31 protein-coding genes are annotated in these 20659 nt (G+C 56.5%); 2 read left to right on the forward strand and 29 right to left on the reverse strand.

Annotated features, from left to right (window positions below):
• Positions 1-2: 2 nt before the first annotated feature.
• Positions 3-1388, reverse strand: a complete 1386-nt coding sequence (locus tag ACR0AY_RS20265) for a trypsin-like peptidase domain-containing protein (RefSeq protein WP_170516040.1) — start codon at positions 1386-1388, stop codon at positions 3-5.
• Positions 1389-1616: 228 nt separating this feature from the next.
• Between ACR0AY_RS20265 and budA the strand changes: the two genes are divergently transcribed.
• Positions 1617-2405 (forward strand): acetolactate decarboxylase, encoded by a 789-nt coding sequence (gene budA / locus ACR0AY_RS20270; RefSeq protein ID WP_170515927.1) that lies wholly within the window; start codon positions 1617-1619, stop codon positions 2403-2405.
• Positions 2406-2492: 87 nt separating this feature from the next.
• Here budA and rplQ read toward each other — a convergent pair whose 3' ends face one another.
• From rplQ to ACR0AY_RS20315, 9 genes are all read right to left on the reverse strand, one after another.
• Positions 2493-2915 carry a 50S ribosomal protein L17 gene (rplQ, locus tag ACR0AY_RS20275; RefSeq protein WP_170392888.1) on the reverse strand — a complete coding sequence of 141 codons (423 nt, stop codon included), beginning with the start codon at positions 2913-2915 and terminating at the stop codon, positions 2493-2495.
• 118 nt (positions 2916-3033) lie between these two features.
• Positions 3034-4050 carry a DNA-directed RNA polymerase subunit alpha gene (locus tag ACR0AY_RS20280; protein WP_010437127.1) on the reverse strand — a complete coding sequence of 339 codons (1017 nt, stop codon included), beginning with the start codon at positions 4048-4050 and terminating at the stop codon, positions 3034-3036.
• A 114-nt stretch (positions 4051-4164) separates the two neighbouring features.
• Positions 4165-4554, reverse strand: a complete 390-nt coding sequence (gene rpsK, locus ACR0AY_RS20285; RefSeq protein WP_008757289.1) for a 30S ribosomal protein S11 — start codon at positions 4552-4554, stop codon at positions 4165-4167.
• A gap of 15 nt (positions 4555-4569) precedes the next feature.
• A complete protein-coding gene (gene rpsM / locus ACR0AY_RS20290) occupies positions 4570-4938 on the reverse strand; it encodes a 30S ribosomal protein S13 (protein ID WP_008757392.1) in 369 nt (122 codons plus the stop codon).
• 204 nt (positions 4939-5142) lie between these two features.
• Entirely contained in the window at positions 5143-5475 is a 333-nt protein-coding gene (locus ACR0AY_RS20295; RefSeq protein ID WP_170515929.1) for a DUF6693 family protein, read from the reverse strand.
• Positions 5476-5554: 79 nt separating this feature from the next.
• Positions 5555-6199, reverse strand: a complete 645-nt coding sequence (locus tag ACR0AY_RS20300) for an adenylate kinase (RefSeq protein WP_170515932.1) — start codon at positions 6197-6199, stop codon at positions 5555-5557.
• The gene (gene secY, locus ACR0AY_RS20305) at positions 6196-7560 is read right to left on the reverse strand and encodes a preprotein translocase subunit SecY (protein ID WP_170515935.1); all 1365 of its coding nucleotides are present in this window, start codon (positions 7558-7560) and stop codon (positions 6196-6198) included. The genes ACR0AY_RS20300 and secY overlap by 4 nt, the downstream gene beginning before the upstream one ends.
• A 109-nt stretch (positions 7561-7669) precedes the next feature.
• A complete protein-coding gene (gene rplO / locus ACR0AY_RS20310) occupies positions 7670-8143 on the reverse strand; it encodes a 50S ribosomal protein L15 (RefSeq protein ID WP_170515937.1) in 474 nt (157 codons plus the stop codon).
• Between the two features lie 199 nt (positions 8144-8342).
• Entirely contained in the window at positions 8343-8558 is a 216-nt protein-coding gene (locus ACR0AY_RS20315) for a DUF1127 domain-containing protein (RefSeq protein WP_170515941.1), read from the reverse strand.
• Positions 8559-8925: 367 nt separating this feature from the next.
• Here ACR0AY_RS20315 and ACR0AY_RS20320 point away from each other — a divergent pair, with 367 nt between their 5' ends.
• On the forward strand, positions 8926-10869 hold the full coding sequence (locus ACR0AY_RS20320; protein WP_170515944.1) for a DUF3604 domain-containing protein: 1944 nt from the start codon (positions 8926-8928) through the stop codon (positions 10867-10869).
• Positions 10870-10996: 127 nt separating this feature from the next.
• Here ACR0AY_RS20320 and rpmD read toward each other — a convergent pair whose 3' ends face one another.
• The 19 genes from rpmD to rplB all read right to left on the reverse strand — a co-directional run bounded on the left by rpmD (position 10997) and on the right by rplB (position 20405).
• Complete coding sequence (gene rpmD / locus ACR0AY_RS20325; RefSeq protein WP_039538297.1) at positions 10997-11185, reverse strand: 50S ribosomal protein L30; 189 nt, start codon at positions 11183-11185, stop codon at positions 10997-10999.
• A gap of 12 nt (positions 11186-11197) precedes the next feature.
• Positions 11198-11767, reverse strand: coding sequence for a 30S ribosomal protein S5 (gene rpsE / locus ACR0AY_RS20330; RefSeq protein WP_155148691.1), 570 nt, complete (start codon positions 11765-11767; stop codon positions 11198-11200).
• 116 nt (positions 11768-11883) lie between these two features.
• Complete coding sequence (rplR, locus tag ACR0AY_RS20335) at positions 11884-12243, reverse strand: 50S ribosomal protein L18 (RefSeq protein WP_170515947.1); 360 nt, start codon at positions 12241-12243, stop codon at positions 11884-11886.
• Between the two features lie 11 nt (positions 12244-12254).
• Positions 12255-12788, reverse strand: a complete 534-nt coding sequence (rplF, locus tag ACR0AY_RS20340; RefSeq protein ID WP_170392896.1) for a 50S ribosomal protein L6 — start codon at positions 12786-12788, stop codon at positions 12255-12257.
• A gap of 11 nt (positions 12789-12799) precedes the next feature.
• The gene (gene rpsH, locus ACR0AY_RS20345) at positions 12800-13192 is read right to left on the reverse strand and encodes a 30S ribosomal protein S8 (protein ID WP_010437099.1); all 393 of its coding nucleotides are present in this window, start codon (positions 13190-13192) and stop codon (positions 12800-12802) included.
• 13 nt (positions 13193-13205) lie between these two features.
• Complete coding sequence (rpsN, locus tag ACR0AY_RS20350) at positions 13206-13511, reverse strand: 30S ribosomal protein S14 (protein WP_010437098.1); 306 nt, start codon at positions 13509-13511, stop codon at positions 13206-13208.
• Positions 13512-13530: 19 nt separating this feature from the next.
• Complete coding sequence (rplE, locus tag ACR0AY_RS20355; protein ID WP_170392897.1) at positions 13531-14091, reverse strand: 50S ribosomal protein L5; 561 nt, start codon at positions 14089-14091, stop codon at positions 13531-13533.
• Complete coding sequence (gene rplX, locus ACR0AY_RS20360) at positions 14084-14395, reverse strand: 50S ribosomal protein L24 (RefSeq protein ID WP_010437096.1); 312 nt, start codon at positions 14393-14395, stop codon at positions 14084-14086. Before rplX ends, rplE begins: the two co-directional genes overlap by 8 nt.
• 2 nt (positions 14396-14397) lie before the next feature.
• Positions 14398-14766, reverse strand: coding sequence for a 50S ribosomal protein L14 (rplN, locus tag ACR0AY_RS20365; RefSeq protein ID WP_008757934.1), 369 nt, complete (start codon positions 14764-14766; stop codon positions 14398-14400).
• Positions 14767-14841: 75 nt separating this feature from the next.
• Entirely contained in the window at positions 14842-15072 is a 231-nt protein-coding gene (gene rpsQ, locus ACR0AY_RS20370; RefSeq protein ID WP_068340771.1) for a 30S ribosomal protein S17, read from the reverse strand.
• Positions 15073-15076: 4 nt separating this feature from the next.
• A complete protein-coding gene (gene rpmC, locus ACR0AY_RS20375; RefSeq protein ID WP_010437082.1) occupies positions 15077-15283 on the reverse strand; it encodes a 50S ribosomal protein L29 in 207 nt (68 codons plus the stop codon).
• A 272-nt stretch (positions 15284-15555) separates the two neighbouring features.
• Positions 15556-16338 carry an SDR family NAD(P)-dependent oxidoreductase gene (locus ACR0AY_RS20380; protein ID WP_170515950.1) on the reverse strand — a complete coding sequence of 261 codons (783 nt, stop codon included), beginning with the start codon at positions 16336-16338 and terminating at the stop codon, positions 15556-15558.
• A 54-nt stretch (positions 16339-16392) separates the two neighbouring features.
• Positions 16393-17013, reverse strand: coding sequence for a 2OG-Fe(II) oxygenase family protein (locus ACR0AY_RS20385; protein WP_170515953.1), 621 nt, complete (start codon positions 17011-17013; stop codon positions 16393-16395).
• 40 nt (positions 17014-17053) lie between these two features.
• Positions 17054-17602: an amino acid synthesis family protein gene (locus tag ACR0AY_RS20390; protein ID WP_170515956.1), complete on the reverse strand. Its 549-nt coding sequence runs from the start codon at positions 17600-17602 to the stop codon at positions 17054-17056.
• A 161-nt stretch (positions 17603-17763) separates the two neighbouring features.
• On the reverse strand, positions 17764-18177 hold the full coding sequence (gene rplP / locus ACR0AY_RS20395) for a 50S ribosomal protein L16 (RefSeq protein ID WP_039538270.1): 414 nt from the start codon (positions 18175-18177) through the stop codon (positions 17764-17766).
• Positions 18178-18189: 12 nt separating this feature from the next.
• Positions 18190-18897: a 30S ribosomal protein S3 gene (gene rpsC, locus ACR0AY_RS20400; RefSeq protein ID WP_170515959.1), complete on the reverse strand. Its 708-nt coding sequence runs from the start codon at positions 18895-18897 to the stop codon at positions 18190-18192.
• Entirely contained in the window at positions 18897-19277 is a 381-nt protein-coding gene (gene rplV / locus ACR0AY_RS20405) for a 50S ribosomal protein L22 (RefSeq protein ID WP_039538267.1), read from the reverse strand. Before rplV ends, rpsC begins: the two co-directional genes overlap by 1 nt.
• Positions 19278-19280: 3 nt before the next feature.
• On the reverse strand, positions 19281-19559 hold the full coding sequence (gene rpsS / locus ACR0AY_RS20410) for a 30S ribosomal protein S19 (protein ID WP_010437056.1): 279 nt from the start codon (positions 19557-19559) through the stop codon (positions 19281-19283).
• 3 nt (positions 19560-19562) lie between these two features.
• The gene (gene rplB, locus ACR0AY_RS20415) at positions 19563-20405 is read right to left on the reverse strand and encodes a 50S ribosomal protein L2 (RefSeq protein ID WP_008757664.1); all 843 of its coding nucleotides are present in this window, start codon (positions 20403-20405) and stop codon (positions 19563-19565) included.
• Positions 20406-20659 lie beyond the last annotated feature (254 nt).

Here is a 20659-nt window from a genome sequence, read left to right on the forward strand (position 1 = left end):
GATCACAACCGAAACCGCAATGAGATTAACCGGCTTCCCCGCTCAATCTCCATCTGTACCCGGCGACCTGGATCGGTCAGGGCCTGAACGATATCCTCCGGTGTCTCGGTTCTGGTTCCGTTGATACCTTTTACGACATCGCCCACACGCAATCCTGCGCGGCCGCCATAGCGGCTCGGATCAACCACCACGACGCCGGTCTGAGACAGCGACAAGCCAAGCTTTACGATCACCGCCGGATTTACGCCCGAAACGATCAGACCTGGCATGACCGTATCCTCGTCCAGCGTAGTCTCATCCGCCGCAGGCGTTTCAGGCGGTTTGATCAGCGCCACTTCAATATCCGAGCGGTCTTCGCCCCGCAGCCGAGTCAGGACCGACTTTCCACCTACCCCGGCAACAGCCATGCGAAATTTCATCTCGGCCGGAGAATTCACCTCGTCTCCGTCGACATGAGTGACAACGTCACCGACCCGCAGACCCGCTTCTGCCAGCGGACTCAGTTCATGCAAGTCAGAAATCACCACACCTAGAGGGATGGCCATACCCAGAGACTCGGCTATGTCCGCGCTCATGTGTTGACCGGCCATTCCTGCCCAAGGACTTACGAAGCTTTCGTTTCCAGACTGCGCCTGCCGCAGGAATTCGGCTACCAAATTGGCCGGAATGGCAAAGCCGATACCGTTCGACCCGCCCGAGCGGGTCAGGATTGAAGTATTGATACCAATCAGATCACCATTCACATCGATCAGCGCGCCACCGGAATTGCCCGGGTTGATCGCCGCATCGGTTTGAATGAAGTACCCTCTTGCGTTTCCGGTTGCGGTTCCTGTGCGCGCCAGCCCTGAAATAATACCTGACGAAACAGTTTGGCCAACGCCGAAGGGGTTGCCAATCGCCAGCGTCAGCTCTCCTACTTCAACCTGATCGGAATCGCGCATCTGCAGGAACGGCAGACCGTTTGCCTCTTCCAACCGCAAGATTGCAATGTCGCTTTCTTTGTCACCCAGAACGACTTCGGCAGTGAATTCACGACGGTCGGTAGTCACGACCTGAATTTCCGATGCCATCCCCACAACGTGGTAGTTTGACACCACATACCCATCACCAGTGAGGATCACGCCAGAGCCGAGCGAATTCTGCACACGGGGGCGTGGCGTCCCAAATCCACGGCCAAAGAAGTCCTGAAAGAACGGGTCAGAAAACAGCGGATTTGCCCGCCCTTCGCGCACAATCTTGGCGTAGATGTTCACAACCGCCGGGGCAGCCTGCTTTACGACAGGGGCGAACCCGAGGCTGATTTCGGTCTGGCTTTTTGGTACCTGCGTCTCTGCGGCTGCCGGTATTGCGCCCATCAGCAATACTAGGGAACACAATAGTCTTAGCATCATCGGGCCTCCGGCAATATCGCCAACCGGATATGCGGGGCCGATGCAAAGATTGCAAGCGACATAACCCGCTGCCTTCGACAATGCTGAGGACCTACCGCTTTCTTTTGAGCTATTCGCACAAATATCCTGCTTGAGCATTATGGCTTCGCAAAACGTTGCAAAAGTTTCACAGGGAGTTGTGCTATGTGTTGGACTTGGCGCTGAATCCAATCAGAGGGAATGACCATGCACAAAGACCGGGAATTGACCTTTGCAACGGCCCTTGCCTCTCATCATCAAAATAAGAGCTTTGTGCGGGAAGAGCACGCCCACGAGTATTACCAGGCCTCACTACTGAGTGCCGTCATGCAGGGAGTCTATGACGGGACTGTTTCCATCGGTCAGCTGCTGGAACACGGAGATTTCGGTCTCGGTACCTTCAACGCCCTGGACGGAGAAATGGTGGTGCTGGATGGTGTCGCTTATCGCCTGGATGGGGAAGGCAAAGCGACAATTGCGGATAACGGCGCGCTGACACCATACGCAGCCGTCATTGACTTTGAACCAACGATTTCGCTCGCGTTGGATTCTCCGATTAACAAATCCGGTTTCGAGGAGGGTTTGGATGACATGGCCGATGCAAAGAACCTGTTTTATGCGGTTCGTTTCACCGGATTGATCAAACACATTAGGTATCGAAACGTGTTGAAACAGGAACGGCCATACAAACCTTTGCTGGAAGTGGTCAAAACGCAGGCCGAGTTTGAATTGGAAAACGTGGAGGGAACTATTCTCGGGTTCCGCTGCCCTGACTACGCAGTCGGGATCGGCGTACCGAGTTACCACTTGCATTTCATCTCTGACGACCGGACCACCGGTGGGCACGTACTTGATTACACATTGACCCGGGGAAAGATCGAAATCGATCACACGTCGTCTCTTCATCTGGAACTGCCAGAGACAGAGGATTTCTCTGACGCCAATTTGTCCGCGGGAGCGTCGGCGGATGGTATTCTGAAAGCCGAAAGCAATTAAATTTAGACCGCCTTGGATTGTCACACGGAGCAAAAGAAAACCCCCGCGTCTGCGACGCGGGGGCTGAAACTCAGATATAGCCAAGGCTTATTCTTCGTCTGCGGCCTCTTCAGCGGCAACACGAGCTTTGTCAGCTGCGCCTTTGGCGTCGATGTCGCGGTCAACGAATTCGATGATCGCCATCGGTGCCATGTCGCCATAGCGGAAGCCTGCTTTAAGGATACGGACATAACCGCCCTGACGCTCGGCGTAACGAGGGCCCAGAACTTCGAACAGCTTGGCGACGTCTTTGTCTTCTTTCAGCTGTGCTGCGGCCTGACGGCGGGCGTGCAGGTCGCCGCGCTTGCCCAGAGTGATCAGTTTTTCAACGATCGGGCGCAGTTCTTTTGCCTTGGGCAGAGTTGTTTTGATTTGCTCATGCTCGATGAGCGAGCCAGCCATGTTCGCAAACAGAGCTTTGCGGTGCTCATGAGTACGGTTCAGGCGGCGATAACCACGTGCGTGACGCATTTTCTAGTTCCTTCTTTCGCGTTTTGCTTTGTCTGGCCGGCGATGCGTGTCACCGGCTCTCCTTGGGGCGAAAGTGCCCATATGGTCCCCGGCAGCCCGGGCATTTGTGAAGACGCGCTTAGAACGCGTCTTCGAATTTCTTGGCCAGATCTTCGATGTTGTCAGGCGGCCAGTCCTCGACATCCATGCCGAGGTGCAGACCCATGCCGGACAGCACTTCCTTGATCTCGTTCAGCGACTTGCGGCCGAAGTTCGGAGTGCGCAGCATCTCGGCTTCGGTCTTCTGAATCAGATCGCCGATGTAAACGATGTTGTCGTTCTTCAGGCAGTTTGCCGAACGGACCGACAGTTCCAGCTCGTCCACTTTCTTCAGCAGCAGCGGGTTGAACTCCAGACCATCGTCTTCGTCCTGGCGGCCAGCCGATTCCGGCTCATCGAAGTTGACGAAGATCGACAGCTGATCCTGCAAGATGCGAGCAGCAAAGGCCAGCGCATCCTCGGGCGTGATCGAACCGTCGGTGTCGATTTTCAGGGTCAGCTTGTCATAGTCCAGAACCTGACCTTCACGGGTCGGCTGAACGTCATAGGCAACCTTTTTGACCGGCGAATAGATCGCGTCGATCGGGATCAGGCCAATGGGTGCGTCTTCGGGCTTGTTCTTCTCAGCCGAGACGTAACCTTTGCCGGTGTTGACGGTCAGTTCCATGAACAGGTCCGCGCCATCGTCCAGGTGGCAGATGACGTGATCGCGGTTCAGAACCTCGATGCCAGCGCTTTCGCTGATGTCGCCAGCGGTGACAACTGCGGGGCCTTTGGCATTGATCGACAGGCGCTTGGGGCCTTCGACTTCCATGCGCAGCGAAACGCCTTTGAGGTTCAGGATGATGTCGGTGACGTCTTCACGTACGCCCGCGACCGAGGAGAACTCGTGCAGTACGTTATCGATCTGAACGCTGGTGATGGCCGCGCCTTGCAGCGAGCTCATCAGAACGCGGCGCAGCGCGTTACCCAGGGTCAGACCAAAGCCACGCTCCAGCGGCTCGGCAACCAGGGTTGCCTGACGTGCAGGGTCGTTGCCCGGCTTGCCGTCAAGCTGGGTCGGCTTGATCAATTCTGCCCAATTCTTATGGATCATGTAATCCCTCCATTCCTGTCCGCGCCCCATGACCAACAAGGTGCAGACGCCCGAGGTTCAAAATGACGTGCTGGGGCCGTGCAAAAACACAGCCCCAGCTTAATTCAAAATCGCTTAGACGCGACGACGCTTCGGCGGACGGCAGCCGTTGTGAGCGATCGGGGTCACGTCGCGGATCGACGTGATGTTGAAGCCCACTGCAGCCAGCGCACGCAGAGCCGATTCACGACCCGAACCGGGGCCCTGAACTTCGACTTCCAGCGTCTTGACGCCATGTTCCTGCGCCTTTTTGCCTGCATCTTCTGCAGCCATCTGAGCGGCGTAGGGGGTCGATTTCCGCGATCCCTTGAAGCCCATGGTACCGGCAGACGACCACGAGATGGCGTTGCCCTGTACGTCCGAGATCAGGATCTTGGTGTTGTTGAAGGTCGAGTTCACATGGGCTACGCCCGATGCGATGTTCTTACGCTCTTTGCGCTTAACGCGAGTCTTGTCACGTGCCATCGGTCAGACCCTCCCTTATTTCTTCTTACCGGCAATGGCCTTTGCGGGGCCTTTGCGGGTACGAGCATTGGTGTGGGTACGCTGACCGCGAACCGGCAGGTTGCGGCGGTGACGCAGTCCGCGATAGCAGCCCAGGTCCATCAGGCGCTTGACGTTCATCTGAACTTCACGACGCAGGTCACCTTCAACGGTGAAGTTTGCATCGATGTGCTCGCGGATGGCCAGAACTTCGGCGTCGGACAGTTCGTTGACGCGACGGTGCGCTTCAATGCCTACGGCTTCGCAGATCGCTTTGGCCGAGGTGTTTCCGATACCGGTGATATATGTGAGGGCGATTGGTACCCGCTTTGCAGTCGGGATGTTTACGCCGGCAATACGTGCCACGTGTCACTTTCCTTTTTGTTGCGGTTCCGTAACTCCGGAACCTTTTTTCACAACACTTGACCGTGGCAGTGACGCCAGAGGGTCCAGTATTATTCGAGGTGGTCGGGGCAATTGGGACGAATCCCTCATGCGATCTTGATTCCCTTTAGGGATGGGGGTCGATATGGGCTTTTGGCGCTGGCGTCAAGCCCACTTAGCCTCACACTACAGCTCAGTTGTCTTAACTGCGTTAAGTAGTCGCTTTATGACCGAGGGCCAATAGATCAAATATGCCAACCCCAAGGTCACAATAGTCAACAACAGCCAGACCAATGCATGCCCAAGGACATCGGCGAAACTCACATCAACGGTCAGCTTTGCGATCTTGGCACCTTCGCTATCCAAAATGAATGTGCGATTGATCGGAGCTTTAACGAAATAGTATGGCAGTACGAACAAAGCCAGGCCAAGCGTTACGATAGATAGCAACGCCCAAATTATCAAAAGACCGATTGCCTCTGAAACCGTAAATTCACAGGAAAATCTCTTTGCAATCATTGCAATAACCTTAGTTGAAAACGACTCGCGCCAAGTAACCTAGAGGCGAGTCGCAGGTCAAGTATCGCAATGACAATTCTTAGCCGAGAACCGCCTCAATCGACGCCGTAACTTCCTTGATATCCGCAAGCCCATTCACCGGGCGCAGATCGCCTTTGGCGTAATAGTAACCAATCAGCGGTGAAGTCTTCTTGTAGTATTCCATCAACCGCGTGCGCAGGCTGTCTTCGTTGTCGTCGGCGCGACGAACAAAGTCATTTTCCTTGCCGCAATTGGTGCATTTGCCATCCGCAGGAATCGGTTTGGTGTTGTCGTTATAGACCTCACCACATCCGCCGCAGGTTGACCGCGCCGTGATCCGCTCCACCAGCGCCTCATCGTCCACACGCATCTCGATCACCGTATGCAGCGACTGGCCCAGCTTGGTCAGCAGAGCCGACAGCGCGTCGGCCTGTGCCAGCGTCCGAGGGAAGCCGTCAAAGATGAAACCGGCACCTTTTTCGGTGGTCAGCTTTTCTTCTATCAGGCCGATCACGATCTCATCGGTGACCAGCTTGCCCGCGTCCATGATCGCAGCAACCTTCTGGCCCATTTCCGTGCCCGAGGTTTTGGCCTCACGCAACATGTCTCCGGTGCTCAGCTGCACCATACCGCGGGTTTCAACCAGGTGACGCGCCTGCGTTCCTTTGCCTGCCCCCGGGGGGCCGAGAAGAATGATGTTCATCGACGAGCAGCTCCCTTTCTGCCGCGTTTCTTGCCTTTGCCGCGCAGCTGGGACTTTTCAATCAGCCCTTCGTATTGATGCGCCAGCAGGTGGCTCTGGACCTGTTGGATAGTGTCCATGGTCACAGAGACGATAATCAGAACCGAGGTGCCGCCGAAATAGAACGGGATAGCAAACTGGCCCCGCAGGATTTCAGGCAGCAGACAAACGGCCGCCAGATAGGCCGAACCCAGAACCAGCACGCGGTTGACCACGTATTCCAGATACTCGGCGGTTTTCTTGCCCGGACGGATACCCGGTACAAAACCGTTCTGCTTTTTCAGGTTGTCCGCCACATCGTCCGGCTTGAACGACACGTTGAACGTGTAGAAATAGGCGAAGAACACGATCATCGAAGCGAAGAACAGCAGATAAAGCGGCTGTCCGGGGCCGAAGTTGGCCAGCAGCCATGACATGACCGGGCCATTTGTGGCACCCGACGAGAAAGTCGAGATTGTCACCGGCAACAGCAGCAAGGAGCTTGCAAAGATCGCAGGGATCACACCCGCCGGGTTCACTTTGACCGGCAGGTGGCTGGAGCCGCCTTCGTAGACTTTCATACCAGCCTGACGGCGCGGGTATTGGATATGGATCTTGCGCAGGGCCCGCTCCATGAACACCACAAAGGTGATCACGGCGATGACCATGATGATCACACCAACGATCACGGCAGGGCTGATCGCACCGCTGCGTCCACTGGCAAAGAACTGCGCCAACGCGGCCGGAACCTCGGCAATGATGCCGACGAAGATGATCAGAGAGATACCGTTGCCGATGCCGCGTGCAGTGATCTGCTCGCCCAGCCACATCAGGAACATGGTACCACCGACCAGAGTGATCATGGTCGACATGCGGAAGAACAGGCCCGGATCAGTCGCAAGATCGCCCGATTCCAACGAAACCGCCAGACCATAAGCCTGAACGGTGGCCAGAGCCACGGTACCGAAACGGGTGTATTGGTTGATCTTCTTGCGCCCTTGCTCGCCCTCTTTCTTGAGCTGTTCGAGCGCGGGAACCATCGATGTCAGCAGCTGCACGATGATCGAGGCTGAGATATAGGGCATGATGCCGAGGGCAAAGATACCCATCCGCCCCAGCGCCCCGCCGGTGAACATCGAAACCATGCCGCCGATGCCCTGCCCCGCTTGCTCCATGAACTCACGCAGGGCTTGCCCGTCGATACCAGGGACCGGAATGAAGGTGCCCAGACGATAGACGATCAACAAACCCAGCGTGAACAGGATGCGGTTGCGCAGATCGGTGGCTTTGCCCAAAGCAGCCCAGCTTGTGTTGGCTGCCATTTGTTCTGCTGCTGATACCATAAATCGGTCTCTCTTATGAAAACACCGCCCGGAACCGTTTTCCGGCTCGGGCGGCGTCTTGGAAAACTCTGAGGTCTATGTAAGCGGGTCTGCGCCCGCTCACAAGCGCTTACTCTGCCGCAGCAGCTTTTGTGACCGTCAGTGAGCCGCCCGCTTTCTCAACCGCTTCAACAGCAGATTTCGAAGCACCGGTGACTTCCAGGTTCACTTTGGCGGTGATTTCACCTTTGGCCAGAACGCGGACACCGTCCAGCTTGCGGCGGACCAGACCCGACGCAACCAGAGCGTCCTCGGTGATCGCAGCCTTGGCGTCCAGCTTGCCGGCGTCGACGAATTTCTGGATCAGGCCCAGATTGATAACGGCGAATGCCTTGCGGTTCGGCTTATTGAAGCCACGCTTGGGCAGGCGCTGGTACAGCGGCATCTGGCCGCCTTCGTAGCCATTGATGGCCACACCCGAACGGGATTTCTGGCCTTTGATACCACGGCCACCCATTTTACCTTTGCCAGAACCGGGACCACGGCCAACGCGGGTGCGTTTAGGTGCGGCGCCAGGATTGTCGCGCAATTCATGCAGTTTCATATCGCTTCTCCTAAGCCGGATGTGACCCCGAAGCGTGATGGGTCAACCACGGCGTTTCTTGGTTTTGATTCTCGTGGATGGAAATCCACCGGAGCGCTCTACAGCGTTGCGGCCTCGGTTGCAAGGCTTGTTCAATCACATCCCCAATACCAAAAGAGGCGCCGTATAGGCGCCTCTTCAACGGTGAGTGGTTGGGGTGTTACCCACAGTAGGCGTGTTCGCGCGCGATATCCGCGATATCGCAGCGACGAATACCGATATCATCCAGTTCGCGGTTGGTCAGGCGCTGAAGCTCGGTATAGGTGCGGTTATATTCCGTCGCCCGGGCGCGGTTTTCTTTCACGCGCTCAATGAAGTTCGCAATACGGGCGCTCAGGTTGAAGCCCTCATGTGTCAGTGTAGCTGTATGTGCCATATCATTGTTCCTTTCGAATGTCGGGGCGTATTCCCCGATGTCACTTGATTTGTTCCTTCATTGGACAGGTGTGAGATAGGCGCGGACGATAACGCTAACAACGCGTGTTTTGGTCTAGCCGGTATGCGTTTTGTGAATGGCAATACAAGGTCCACCTGCTACTCTGAATGCACCGAGTGTCCGCTCAGCAGGCAAAGCGGCTGTTTGATTTCGCGGTATACGAGACTAAGCTGCGGCGACGGATTCGAGTAGTTACACACAAATTCGATCAAGCACAGATGCTCCTCGCGGAAACAAAAACGAGGTTGATAGCAAGCATATGAGAATGGTCGCATAAGCTATAGTCTGATTAGCAGGGAATATAGCCATGAAAATTCCTTTCAGTGCGACCTTATTTATTTGGCTTTGTATGTCATCTACCTCTGCGTGGGCACAAGAAACCGCCCAGGGTGGGCAAGTTGGTGAAATGACCATCTCGGAGGCCGACATACATGCCCCTGCATCAGATGCGTTTTCGCCTTATGCGGGACGTGACTTTCCAACTAGACCTCTTTGGGGCGACACCCACTTGCATACATCGCTCTCACTTGACGCGCGTGCGTTTGGTGTACTTCTTTCGCCTTCAGACGCGTTTCGGTTTGCACGAGGAGAAGAAGTAACTACTTCTCACGGCCTACGGGCGAAGTTGTCTCGCCCGCTCGATTGGCTCGTTGTTTCAGACCATTCAGACGCGATGGGGGCGATGAACGAGATCGTCGCGGGGAACGCAACTTTGATGGGCGACCCAACTTTACGCGATTGGAACGACAGGTTGAACCAAGGAGGCAATGTGGCTCTTGGAGCGACAATGGAGGTTATCGAAACTTTCGCCGGAATTACCGGTGAAGCTTTGCCGGAGGCTATTGCGGACCGTCGTTTTGTACAGTCGGTTTGGGATGACTTTACGGAAACTGCAGATGCCTATGATCAACCGGGATCGTTCACCGCGTTTATCGGCTACGAATGGACGTCGACAGAGGGTGGTAACAACTTGCACCGTAATGTCATCTATAGGGACGACAAAATTCGCGCGCGGCAAATGTTGCCGTTTACGACTGCCGAGACTTTCAATCCTGAAGATCTGTGGGATTGGATGGAAAGATACGAAGAAACGACAGGCGGGCGCGTCCTTGCATTGGCGCACAACGGAAATGTTTCCAATGGTTTGATGTTTCCTGTCGAGACAAACCCCGATACCGGCGAACCGCTCACAGGAGATTACGCGGAAAGACGCGCCAAATGGGAGCCACTGTATGAGATTACTCAGATCAAAGGCGACGGCGAGGCCCACCCGTTCCTGAGCCCAAATGACGAGTTTGCAGATTACGAAACATGGGACGTCGCAAACCTGGGCCCTGTCCCCAAAGAAGACTGGATGTTGCAGTACGAGTATGCTCGCGAGGCTTTAAAAAATGGATTGAAGCTTGAGACGCAGCTTGGGACCAACCCTTACAAGTTCGGTGTCGTGGGATCCACAGACAGTCACACGGCCTTGGCGACAGCTCAGGAAGATAACTTTTTTGGTAAGCACTCAGGCGTGGAACCTGAGCCTGGGCGCTGGCAGCATGTTGTCGGCGAGTTTGAAGCGACCAGAATTCTGGGCTGGCAGATGGCTGCCTCTGGTTATGCGGCGGTTTGGGCCAAGGAAAATACGCGAGCATCTATTTTCGACGCGATGGAACGCAAGGAAGTATATGGTACAACGGGTAGTCGGATCACGGTACGTTTCTTCGGGGGATGGGATTTCGAAGAACACGATGCTCAATCGCGGCTTCCTGCGGAGATTGGGTATGGCAAAGGCGTACCGATGGGGGCAGATCTACCGGAAGCGCCCGGTGATGCCTTTGCGCCGAATTTTCTCGTCGCTGCACTCAAGGATCCGTACTCGGGTAATCTGGATCGTATTCAGATAGTCAAGGGCTGGCTAACAGAAGCCGGTGAGACACAAGAAAAGGTTTTTGATGTCGTCTGGTCCGGCGATCGGGATATCGGTGCCGATGGCAAGCTACCGCCTGTCGGCAATACCGTGGACGTCGAAACCGGCACGTTCACGAATTCAATCGGATCGCCGGAATTGATAACCGTCTGGTCTGATCCCGAGTTTGATCCGGGACAAAAAGCCTTTTACTACGCGCGCGTGCTGGAAATCCCCACGCCGCGATGGACGGTTTACGAAGCTATTCGGTTCGGCGACGAACTACCTGAAGAAGTACCTACATCCACACAAGAACGGGCTTATACTTCGCCCATTTGGTACACTCCGGAGGGGTAACACTTCACCGCAAACGCGCTCATGTTTTATAGCTGCGTTGGGCTCGCAGCAGACAAACATAATCGCAAACACGAAAAAAGGCCCCCGAGTTTTCGAGGGCCTTTCAATTCTCAAAAAAAGACTGCGCTTAGCCGCGCTCTTCGATGATCTCAACCAGATGCGGGATCTTGTTGACCATGCCGCGGACCGAAGGAGTGTCCTCCAACTCGCGGGTGCGGTTCATCTTGTTCAGGCCCAGGCCGATCAGGGTTGCGCGCTGTTCGGCGGGGCGGCGGATCGGGGAGCCGATCTGCTTGACGACGATGGTTTTTGCCATTGTTCGCTCTCCTTACGCTTCTGCTTCGGCAGCAGCCGGTGCTTCGTCCCGCTTGGGCAGGATGTCCGCAACCTTTTTGCCACGACGTGCGGCAACCGAACGCGGGCTCTGCTCTTTCTGCAGGCCGTTGATGGTGGCGCGGATCATGTTGTACGGGTTCTGCGAGCCCAGCGACTTGGACACAACGTCCTTAACGCCCAGCATTTCGAACACAGCACGCATCGGACCACCGGCGATGATACCGGTACCTTCAGGTGCGGTGCGCATAACCACTTTACCAGCGCCGTGACGCCCCTCGATATCGTGGTGCAGAGTACGACCTTCGCGCAGTTGCACGCGGATCATCTGACGCTTGGCTTGTTCAGTCGCCTTACGGATGGCTTCAGGTACTTCTTTCGCTTTACCTTTGCCAAAGCCGACGCGGCCTTTCTGATCGCCGACAACCACCAGAGCGGCGAAGCCAAAGCGCTTACCACCTTTTACGGTTTTCGACACACGGTTGATTGCGACCAGACGATCTGCAAATTCCGGTGCTTCTTCACGGTCGCGGCCACGGCCCCGACGGTTTTCACGTTCTGCCATTTGGCATCCCTTTTCTCATGTGGCGCATGCGGCGCCGTTTAGTTCAATCCAAGTGAGCCCCGACTGTCGCCGAGGCCCCCGGATCATCGGGGCAGCCGCAAAGCTGCCCGCAAGTCTTAGATCTTCAGACCACCTTCACGCGCGGCGTCGGCCAGAGCCTTCACCTTGCCGTGGAACAGGAAGCCGCCACGATCGAAATAGGCCTCTTCGACGCCCGCCTTTTTGGCACGCTCGGCGATGGCCGCGCCCACTTTGGTGGCCGCTTCGACGTTGTTCTTGCCCAAAACGCCCAGATCCTTTTCCAGGGTCGAGGCTGCGGCCAGGGTCACGCCACGTACGTCGTCGATCAGCTGAACAGAGATGTTCTTGTTCGAACGGTGTACTGACAGACGCGGACGACCCGCGTTGACCTTGCGAAGTTTGTTCCGAACGCGCAGGCGGCGCTTCAGAAACAGGGTTCTTTTGCTGTTTGCCATTGTCTGCGTCCTTACTTCTTCTTGCCTTCCTTGCGGAAGATGAACTCGCCCTTATAGCGGATGCCCTTGCCTTTGTACGGCTCGGGACGGCGCCATTCGCGGATTTTGGCCGCGACTTCGCCCACCTGCTGCTGGTCGATACCTTCCACAACAATCTCGGTCTGCTTCGGTGCGGTGATGGTGACACCTTCCGGAGCAGTGAAATCAACATCGTGGCTGTAGCCTAGGTTCAGCTTCAGGGTATTGCCCTGCATCTGAGCCCGGTAACCAACACCCTGGATCTCCAGCTCTTTTTTGAAGCCGTTTGTTACGCCTTCAACAAGATTGGCGACCATGGTGCGGCTCATGCCCCACTGCTGACGCGCACGCTTGGACATGCCACGGGGATCGATCTTGACCACGTTGTCTTCAACCGACAACGTAACGTCGTCGGTGGCGGTGAAGCTACGGGTGCCTTTCGGACCTTTCACTTCGATGGTCTGACCCGACACAGAGGCGGTAACGCCGCTGGGCAGCTCGACCGGTTTTTTACCAATACGAGACATTGCAGACCTCCTTAGAAGACGGTGCAGAGCACTTCGCCGCCAACATTGTTGGAGCGAGCGTTTGCATCCGACATCACACCTTTCGGAGTGCTGACAATCGACACACCCAGACCCTGACGGACCTGCGGGATGTCATTGACGCCCATGTAGACGCGACGGCCAGGCTTGGAAACCCGCTTGAGTTCGCGAATAACAGGGGTGCCTTCGTAGTATTTCAGGCTGATTTCGATGGCCGGATGACCGTTTTCACCGGTCGTCGCTTCGTAGCCACGGATGTAACCTTCGTCCGCCAGCACGTCCAGAACCCAGCCGCGCAGCTTGGAAGCCGGGGTGGAAACGGTGGACTTGCCGCGCATTTGCGCGTTGCGGATACGGGTGAGCATATCGCCGATAGGATCATTCATATCTATGTCTCCCTTACCAGCTCGATTTCACCATGCCGGGGATCTGACCAGCAGAACCCAGCTCGCGCAGCGCGATACGGCTGACCTTCAGCTTACGGTAGTAAGCGTGGGGACGACCGGTCAGCTGACAACGGTTGTGCAGACGGGTAGCCGAGCTGTTGCGCGGCAGTTTCGCCAGTTTCAGACGCGCTTTGAAACGCTCTTCCATCGGCTTGCTCTCGTCATTCGCGATTTCTTTCAGCTCGGCACGCTTTGCGGCATATTTGGCCACCAGGCGTTCGCGCTTCTTCTCGCGTTCGATCATTGCTTTTTTAGCCATGTCTCAATCCTCCCGGCGCTTACGCGTTGAACGGCATGTTGAATGCTTTCAACAATGCCTTTGCTTCAGCGTCGGTTTTCGCTGTGGTGGCAATTACGATATCCAGGCCCCAGACCTCGTCGACCTTGTCGAAGTCGATTTCCGGGAACACGATGTGCTCTTTCATGCCCATGGCAAAGTTGCCACGACCATCGAAAGACGGCTTCACACCGCGGAAGTCACGAACGCGAGGCATCGCGATGGTGATCAGACGATCCAGGAATTCGTACATCCGGTCGCCGCGCAGGGTCACTTTCGCACCCAGCGGCATGTCTTCACGGACGCGGAAACCCGCGATCGACTTCTTCGCCTTGGTTGCAACGGCCTTCTGGCCAGCAATCGCAGTCAGATCTTCGACAGCAGCTTTCGCTTTTTTCGAGTCTTTGACGGCCTCAGCACCACAACCGATGTTCAGAACGATTTTTTCCAGCTTGGGCAGCTGCATGTCGTTCTTGTAGCCGAACTCTTCTTTCAGAGCGGCACGGATGGTTTCGGCGTACTGAGCTTTCAGACGCGGGGTGTAGGTTGCGTTATCAAGCATCGATCACGTCCCCTGTGGTCTTGGCGAAGCGCACCTTCTTGTCGCCTTCCATGCGGAAGCCAACGCGGGTTGCTTTGCCGTTTTTGTCCAGCAGTGCCAGGTTCGACAGCTCGATCGGGTTTGCCTGAGGCAGGCGACCACCTTGCGAGGTTTGCGACTGACGGGTGTGGCGGATGGCGATGTTGATGCCATCGACAACAGCTTTACCGGCTTTAGGGTCAACCGAGGTGATAGTTCCCTCTTTGCCCTTGTCCTTGCCGGCCAGCACGACGACCTTGTCGCCTTTGCGGAGTTTAGCAGCCATGATTACAGCACCTCCGGAGCCAGCGAGATGATTTTCATGAAGTTCTTGCCGCGCAGTTCACGAACAACGGGGCCAAAGATACGGGTACCTACGGGCTCGTTGTTGTTGTTCAGGATGACGGCGGCGTTGCGATCGAAACGGATCGCGGTGCCGTCTTCACGACGGACTTCCTTGGCGGTGCGTACGACGACGGCCTTGCGGACGTCCCCTTTCTTCACGCGGCCGCGCGGGATGGCTTCCTTCACCGAGACGACAATGATGTCGCCTACGGAGGCGTATTTACGCTTGGAACCACCCAGGACCTTGATGCACTGAACTCGGCGTGCGCCGGAGTTGTCAGCGACATCCAGATTGGTCTGCATCTGGATCATGTGGTTTCTCCCGACCTGTGGGGGCTGGTCTCGTTAAATCCCCCAGGGTTTCGACAAATGAAAAGTCCTGGGGGCTTACGCCTCCAGAACCTCCCAACGTTTCGTCTTCGATTTCGGCGCGCATTCGATGATGCGTACAGTGTCACCGACCTTGAAGGCGTTCTTTTCATCGTGAGCCCGGTATTTCTTGGACTTACGGATGGTTTTCTTCAGAACCGGATGCGTAAAGCGGCGCTCGACGGATACGGTTACGGTCTGTTCGTTGGCGTCGCTGGTCACGGTGCCTTGCAGGATACGCTTGGGCATCTGATTACTCCTCGGATGCCGCAGCAGCGGCCTTTTCGTTCAGAATGGTTTTGACACGGGCAGCATTGCGGCGGGCCGCTTTGATGCCGGCTGTGTTTTCCAGCTGACCGGTTGCCTGTTGAAAGCGCAGGTTAAAGCTTTCTTTCTTCAGGTTGGCCAGTTCCTCGCGGAGCTGGTCCGGGGTCTTGTCACGCAGTTCTTGGGCGTTCATCGCCTTTTTCCTTTGCTCAAAACACCAGAAGGCCCCCTTACAGGGTCACCTTTGACCTGGTGGATGAATGATAGACATACGAATCGCCCGGCAACGCCGGGAGATCGCAGGATGCCGCCGTATAAGGGTTTAGAGGGTGGGTGGCAAGGAAAAGTTTCAAACTGTTTTCGGGCAGATGAAACTACCTGTTTCCAAATTACCGCCGCCCTCTGAAACCGGGCAGCAGATCACTGCCGCGACCTTTCTGGATCCCGACAAACGCGGCCAAGTGCTCAGGCACCCTTCTCCTGCATTTTCCGAACCATTTTCAGGCGCGCGCGTCGCGGCAGCAACGGCATGACCCAATCCAGCACAAACGCGAGCGACTTATCGTTGATCACCGTGAGCTTTCCATCGATCATGGCGTCATAGCCGACTTTGGCCACGGCCTCAGCGGTCGCCCCTTTTTGGGCAACAAGCTTCGTGCCCTCAAGATTTGCAGCAGCAGCAAATTCGGTCACGACATAGCCCGGCTCCAGCGCCGTCACAGTGACGCCTTTGTCTTTCAGCTCCTCCGCGAGCGCCTGACTGAAACTCGAGACATAGGCCTTGGTGGCAAAATAGGTCGCCTGCAATGGACCCGGCATATGCGCCGCAGTCGAACTGACATTCAGTATCTTTCCGCCACCGCCACTGATCATATCCGTGCCGAACAGATGGCACAAAGATACAAGGGCTTCGACGTTCAGCCGGATCATATCCAGATCGTCCGAAAGGCGGCGATCCAAAAAAGCCCCATGCCCTCCGAATCCAGCATTGTTGATCAGGTAGTCGACCGTCAGGTCTTTGCACTTGACGGCCTCATAAAGTTTTTCCGCGCCTCCAACAGCACCCAGATCAAGCGGAATCGCAGTGACAGTAACATCGTGGGCTGCCTCAAGCTCTGATCTGAGGGCATCTAACGCATCTCCGCGTCGCGCACTGATGATCAGATTACCGCCTCGCGACGCATGATAACGTGCCAATTCCCGGCCAATTCCGGATGATGCGCCTGTGACGAGAGCTGTTTTGGTCATAGTATCCTCCGACGAAGTAACTGGAGCGCTTTCACCTTGACGCTTTAAGACGCTTCACTCCCATTTATAGTTGAAGCTAACAGAAATCCGCTCGTCCTCGGCCATATTCATCGGCACCTCGTGGCGCAGCCAGCTTTCCCACAGCAGGACGTCGCCCACCTGCGGCTTCACGTAGATGAAAGGCTGTAATTCCCGACGCCCGCCTTTCAGCCTCGTCGGGGCGGCCATCATACGGCCCGAACGTGGGTCTTCCAGTTTCAGTGCACTGGCCCCTTCCGGCATGGACACATAGGTCGTGCCCGAAATGACACTGTGAGGGTGCAGGTGACTGGCATGCATCCCGCCCTCTGGCAGAATGTTGATCCACAGATCCTCAAGCTTCAACGCACGGTCGTCCAGATCAAACTCCAAATCCTTGGCAAAAGCAGCGACGTGCTGATCCAGCACTTTGACAAGATCGGCAAATATCGGAAATCGCCAAGGCAAATCGGTCAGCGAAGCATAACTGGTGTAGCCGGGATATGCGTTCGCTTCACACCAGTCCTGCCCGGCCTCATCATCTTCAGCAATGACGAAGCATGAACTTTCCAATTCCTCCGAGTCGATCCTGGGATCGAACTCGGACAGGGCTGCGCGATAGAGTCGTGTGACGAAGAGTGATTCAATTTGTGCCATGGGCCGGGCATACCCCAGCCCTCTCAGCAAGACCAGCCGCTTAGGTCTCGATGGGCCCTTTGCCACAGCGCGGTATCGGGCGACCTCCGTCGGCATAGGCGAGGCACAGCACGATCTCATCCGGTTTCGGCGCATCTGGGATGTTCAGCGTCATCGTGTCGAAATGATCGAACGACCACGGATTGTCCTTGTGCCCCAGCGGAAGATCAATCGCGCAACCCGGCGCGCCCAGCTTGGCGTTGGACGGTATCACCGCCTCACCTCCGCCCACCGCAGCGCGCATGGGCGCACCGAGTTTGGGGTGGATCACCGCCCCGCCCTGCTCAAGATCGCCGTTCATGCCGACAATCGCGGCTTTGCCGTACGAAACCGGCGGCCCATCAAGCTGAGAAACTGCCTCAGCGGCGAGTTCCGAACCCAGAATGGCGCCGGTCTCGAACAACTCTGAAAGATCGTCCGAGAAGTGCCCGGCCAGAGGGTTCTGCATCACCGCCAGCGCTGCAACCCGACTGATCGGATCACAAGGCTGGCCCAACTGGTCGGTGGTTATGACTTCCTTAATGAGCATCTTTTTGCGCAGCTGAACCATAGGGCCCTCCCATTCCTGCAAGTTAGCCTAGAGGCGGGGTGGCTGGAGGTCGACGTTTTTCAGGACCCACGAAATCACGGGCTGCCGAGCCAAAAGAAAACCCCCGCCGGTTTCCCGACGAGGGTAAATCTTGTGACGAGCGAGGCCATAGCCCCAATCGCTTACCAGTCTTCGCGGACCACAACGCGGGTCTTGATCGGCAGCTTCATCGCAGCCAGGCGCAGGGCCTCGCGCGCGATGTCGTCATTGACGCCGTCGATCTCGAACATCACACGACCGGGCTTTACTTTAGCTGCCCAGAAGTCAACGGAGCCTTTACCTTTACCCATACGGACTTCGGTCGGCTTCGAGGTCACGGGAGTATCCGGGAAGATCCGGATCCAAACGCGGCCCTGACGTTTCATGTGACGGGTCATGGCACGACGTGCAGCTTCGATCTGGCGTGCGGTGACGCGCTCGGGCTGCAGTGCTTTCAGACCGTAGGTGCCAAAGTTCAGATCGGAACCGCCTTTGGCGAGCCCCTTGATCCGGCCTTTGTGCATCTTGCGGAATTTAGTACGCTTTGGTTGAAGCATCTCAAATCCTCCTTAGCGACGGCCGCCTGCACCGCGAGGTGCCGGACCATCCTGGAGTTCCTGTGCTTTACGGTCACGTGCCTGCGGATCGTGCTCCATGATCTCACCTTTGAAGATCCAGACCTTGATCCCGATGATCCCGTAAGGAGTCATCGCTTCGGCATGTGCGTAATCGATGTCGGCACGCAGGGTGTGCAGAGGCACGCGGCCTTCGCGGTACCACTCGGTCCGTGCGATTTCGGCACCGCCCAGACGACCAGCGACGTTCACCCGGATACCCAGGGCGCCCATGCGCATGGCGTTCTGAACAGACCGCTTCATCGCGCGGCGGAACGAGACGCGGCGCTCCAGCTGCTGAGCGATGGACTCGGCAACCAGCTGCGCGTCAAGCTCGGGCTTGCGCACTTCGACGATGTTCAGGTGCAGTTCGCTGTCGGTCATGCGAGCAAGCTTTTTGCGCAGAACTTCGATGTCTGCACCTTTCTTGCCGATGATGACACCGGGACGTGCAGTGTGGATCGTGACGCGGCACTTCTTGTGCGGACGTTCGATGATCACACGGGCAACACCGGCCTGCTTGCACTCTTTGTTGATGAACTCACGGATCTTGAGGTCTTCCAGCAGAAGATCACCGTAGTCCTTGGTGTCGGCGTACCAGCGGCTGTCCCAGGTGCGGTTGACCTGAAGGCGCATGCCGATCGGATTGACTTTATGTCCCATTAGGCTTGCTCCTCAACTTGACGCACCTTGATGGTGATCTCCGAGAACGGCTTCATGATCTTGCCGAAACGGCCACGGGCACGCGGACGACCGCGCTTCATGACCAGGTTCTTGCCAACCCAGGCTTCGGCGACGATCAGTTCGTCGACATCCAGGTTGTGGTTGTTCTCGGCGTTGGCGATTGCAGACTGCAGGCACTTCTTGACGTCCTGCGCGACACGCTTGTTCGAGAAAGTCAGGTCAGTCAGAGCCTTCTCAACTTTCTTGCCGCGGATCATCTGCGCAACCAGGTTCAGTTTCTGCGGGCTAGTACGGAGCATGCGCGTTTTCGCCATTGCTTCGTTTTCAGCCACGCGGCGGGGGTTCTTTTCCTTGCCCATGACTTACTTCCGCTTCGCTTTTTTGTCAGCGGCGTGACCGTAATAGGTACGAGTCGGCGAGTATTCACCGAACTTCTGACCGATCATGTCTTCCGAGACGTTGACGGGGATATGCTTATGGCCGTTGTACACACCAAAGGTCAGACCCACGAACTGGGGCAGAATGGTGGAACGACGCGACCAAATCTTGATGACTTCGTTGCGGCCCGACTCGCGCGCTGCTTCGGCTTTTTTCAGCACGTAAGCATCGACGAAAGGACCCTTCCAAACAGAGCGAGACATAGATTAACGTCCCTTCTTCTTGGCGTGCCGTGAGCGGATGATCAGCTTCTGGGACGCTTTGTTCTTGTTGCGGGTACGCTTACCCTTGGTGTCCTTACCCCACGGAGTAACCGGCGTACGGCCACCCGAGGTACGACCTTCACCACCACCGTGCGGGTGGTCGATCGGGTTCATTGCAACACCACGAACCGACGGACGAACGCCCTTGTGGCGCATACGACCGGCTTTACCGAGGTTTTGGTTGCTGTTGTCGGGGTTGGACACGGCACCAACGGTGGCCATGCATTCCTGACGGACCATGCGCAGCTCGCCCGAGCTCAGACGGATCTGAGCGTAGCCGCCATCGCGACCAACGAACTGAGCGTAAGTACCGGCCGCACGTGCGATCTGACCGCCTTTGCCAGGCTTCATCTCGATGTTGTGGACGATGGTACCAATGGGCATGCCCGAGAACGGCATTGCGTTGCCCGGCTTGATGTCGGCCTTGGCGGATGCCACGACTTTGTCACCAACAGCCAGACGCTGCGGAGCCAGGATATATGCCTGCTCGCCGTCTTCGTATTTTACCAGTGCGATGAATGCGGTCCGGTTCGGGTCATATTCGATCCGCTCGACGGTTGCCGCGACATCAAATTTGTTCCGTTTGAAGTCAACGATCCGGTAGAGACGCTTTGCGCCACCGCCGCGGCGGCGTGAAGTGATCCGTCCGGTGTTGTTCCGGCCGCCCGATTTGGTCAAACCCTCAGTGAGAGACTTGACCGGACGTCCTTTCCAAAGCTCCGAACGGTCGATCAGCACCAGCCCGCGCTGGCCCGGCGTCGTCGGCTTGTACGACTTGAGTGCCATGCTTTCTGTCTTCCGTTTAGCAAGTGCAGGGATTTCCCCGCTATGTGATAGGCCCCCGTAGGTGCCAAGGGTATAGGGCCCCGAAGGTCCCCGGTTACAAATATCAGAGGCCCCGGAACGAATCCGAGGCCGCAAGATTGGGAGCGTGTAGCAGTGTTGGGGATGGGTGTCTATAGGGTGCGGCCCAAGATTCTTATGGAAACCAAAGAAAAAGTCACCGCAACATTTGCCCCAGGTTTCAATTTCGCAAGTCG

The organism is Ruegeria sp. A5 (genome assembly GCF_056543005.1).

Coding starts and splice junctions, on each gene's coding strand:
- ACR0AY_RS20265 (WP_170516040.1), bottom strand. CDS start 1,388: ATGCTAAGACTATTGTGTTCCCTAGTATTGCTGATGGGCGCAATACCG.
- budA (WP_170515927.1), top strand. CDS start 1,617: ATGCACAAAGACCGGGAATTGACCTTTGCAACGGCCCTTGCCTCTCAT.
- rplQ (WP_170392888.1), bottom strand. CDS start 2,915: ATGCGTCACGCACGTGGTTATCGCCGCCTGAACCGTACTCATGAGCAC.
- ACR0AY_RS20280 (WP_010437127.1), bottom strand. CDS start 4,050: ATGATCCATAAGAATTGGGCAGAATTGATCAAGCCGACCCAGCTTGAC.
- rpsK (WP_008757289.1), bottom strand. CDS start 4,554: ATGGCACGTGACAAGACTCGCGTTAAGCGCAAAGAGCGTAAGAACATC.
- ACR0AY_RS20295 (WP_170515929.1), bottom strand. CDS start 5,475: ATGATTGCAAAGAGATTTTCCTGTGAATTTACGGTTTCAGAGGCAATC.
- ACR0AY_RS20300 (WP_170515932.1), bottom strand. CDS start 6,199: ATGAACATCATTCTTCTCGGCCCCCCGGGGGCAGGCAAAGGAACGCAG.
- secY (WP_170515935.1), bottom strand. CDS start 7,560: ATGGTATCAGCAGCAGAACAAATGGCAGCCAACACAAGCTGGGCTGCT.
- rplO (WP_170515937.1), bottom strand. CDS start 8,143: ATGAAACTGCATGAATTGCGCGACAATCCTGGCGCCGCACCTAAACGC.
- ACR0AY_RS20315 (WP_170515941.1), bottom strand. CDS start 8,558: ATGGCACATACAGCTACACTGACACATGAGGGCTTCAACCTGAGCGCC.
- ACR0AY_RS20320 (WP_170515944.1), top strand. CDS start 8,926: ATGAAAATTCCTTTCAGTGCGACCTTATTTATTTGGCTTTGTATGTCA.
- rpmD (WP_039538297.1), bottom strand. CDS start 11,185: ATGGCAAAAACCATCGTCGTCAAGCAGATCGGCTCCCCGATCCGCCGC.
- rpsE (WP_155148691.1), bottom strand. CDS start 11,767: ATGGCAGAACGTGAAAACCGTCGGGGCCGTGGCCGCGACCGTGAAGAA.
- rplR (WP_170515947.1), bottom strand. CDS start 12,243: ATGGCAAACAGCAAAAGAACCCTGTTTCTGAAGCGCCGCCTGCGCGTT.
- rplF (WP_170392896.1), bottom strand. CDS start 12,788: ATGTCTCGTATTGGTAAAAAACCGGTCGAGCTGCCCAGCGGCGTTACC.
- rpsH (WP_010437099.1), bottom strand. CDS start 13,192: ATGAATGATCCTATCGGCGATATGCTCACCCGTATCCGCAACGCGCAA.
- rpsN (WP_010437098.1), bottom strand. CDS start 13,511: ATGGCTAAAAAAGCAATGATCGAACGCGAGAAGAAGCGCGAACGCCTG.
- rplE (WP_170392897.1), bottom strand. CDS start 14,091: ATGCTTGATAACGCAACCTACACCCCGCGTCTGAAAGCTCAGTACGCC.
- rplX (WP_010437096.1), bottom strand. CDS start 14,395: ATGGCTGCTAAACTCCGCAAAGGCGACAAGGTCGTCGTGCTGGCCGGC.
- rplN (WP_008757934.1), bottom strand. CDS start 14,766: ATGATCCAGATGCAGACCAATCTGGATGTCGCTGACAACTCCGGCGCA.
- rpsQ (WP_068340771.1), bottom strand. CDS start 15,072: ATGCCCAAGCGTATCCTGCAAGGCACCGTGACCAGCGACGCCAACGAA.
- rpmC (WP_010437082.1), bottom strand. CDS start 15,283: ATGAACGCCCAAGAACTGCGTGACAAGACCCCGGACCAGCTCCGCGAG.
- ACR0AY_RS20380 (WP_170515950.1), bottom strand. CDS start 16,338: ATGACCAAAACAGCTCTCGTCACAGGCGCATCATCCGGAATTGGCCGG.
- ACR0AY_RS20385 (WP_170515953.1), bottom strand. CDS start 17,013: ATGGCACAAATTGAATCACTCTTCGTCACACGACTCTATCGCGCAGCC.
- ACR0AY_RS20390 (WP_170515956.1), bottom strand. CDS start 17,602: ATGGTTCAGCTGCGCAAAAAGATGCTCATTAAGGAAGTCATAACCACC.
- rplP (WP_039538270.1), bottom strand. CDS start 18,177: ATGCTTCAACCAAAGCGTACTAAATTCCGCAAGATGCACAAAGGCCGG.
- rpsC (WP_170515959.1), bottom strand. CDS start 18,897: ATGGGACATAAAGTCAATCCGATCGGCATGCGCCTTCAGGTCAACCGC.
- rplV (WP_039538267.1), bottom strand. CDS start 19,277: ATGGGCAAGGAAAAGAACCCCCGCCGCGTGGCTGAAAACGAAGCAATG.
- rpsS (WP_010437056.1), bottom strand. CDS start 19,559: ATGTCTCGCTCTGTTTGGAAGGGTCCTTTCGTCGATGCTTACGTGCTG.
- rplB (WP_008757664.1), bottom strand. CDS start 20,405: ATGGCACTCAAGTCGTACAAGCCGACGACGCCGGGCCAGCGCGGGCTG.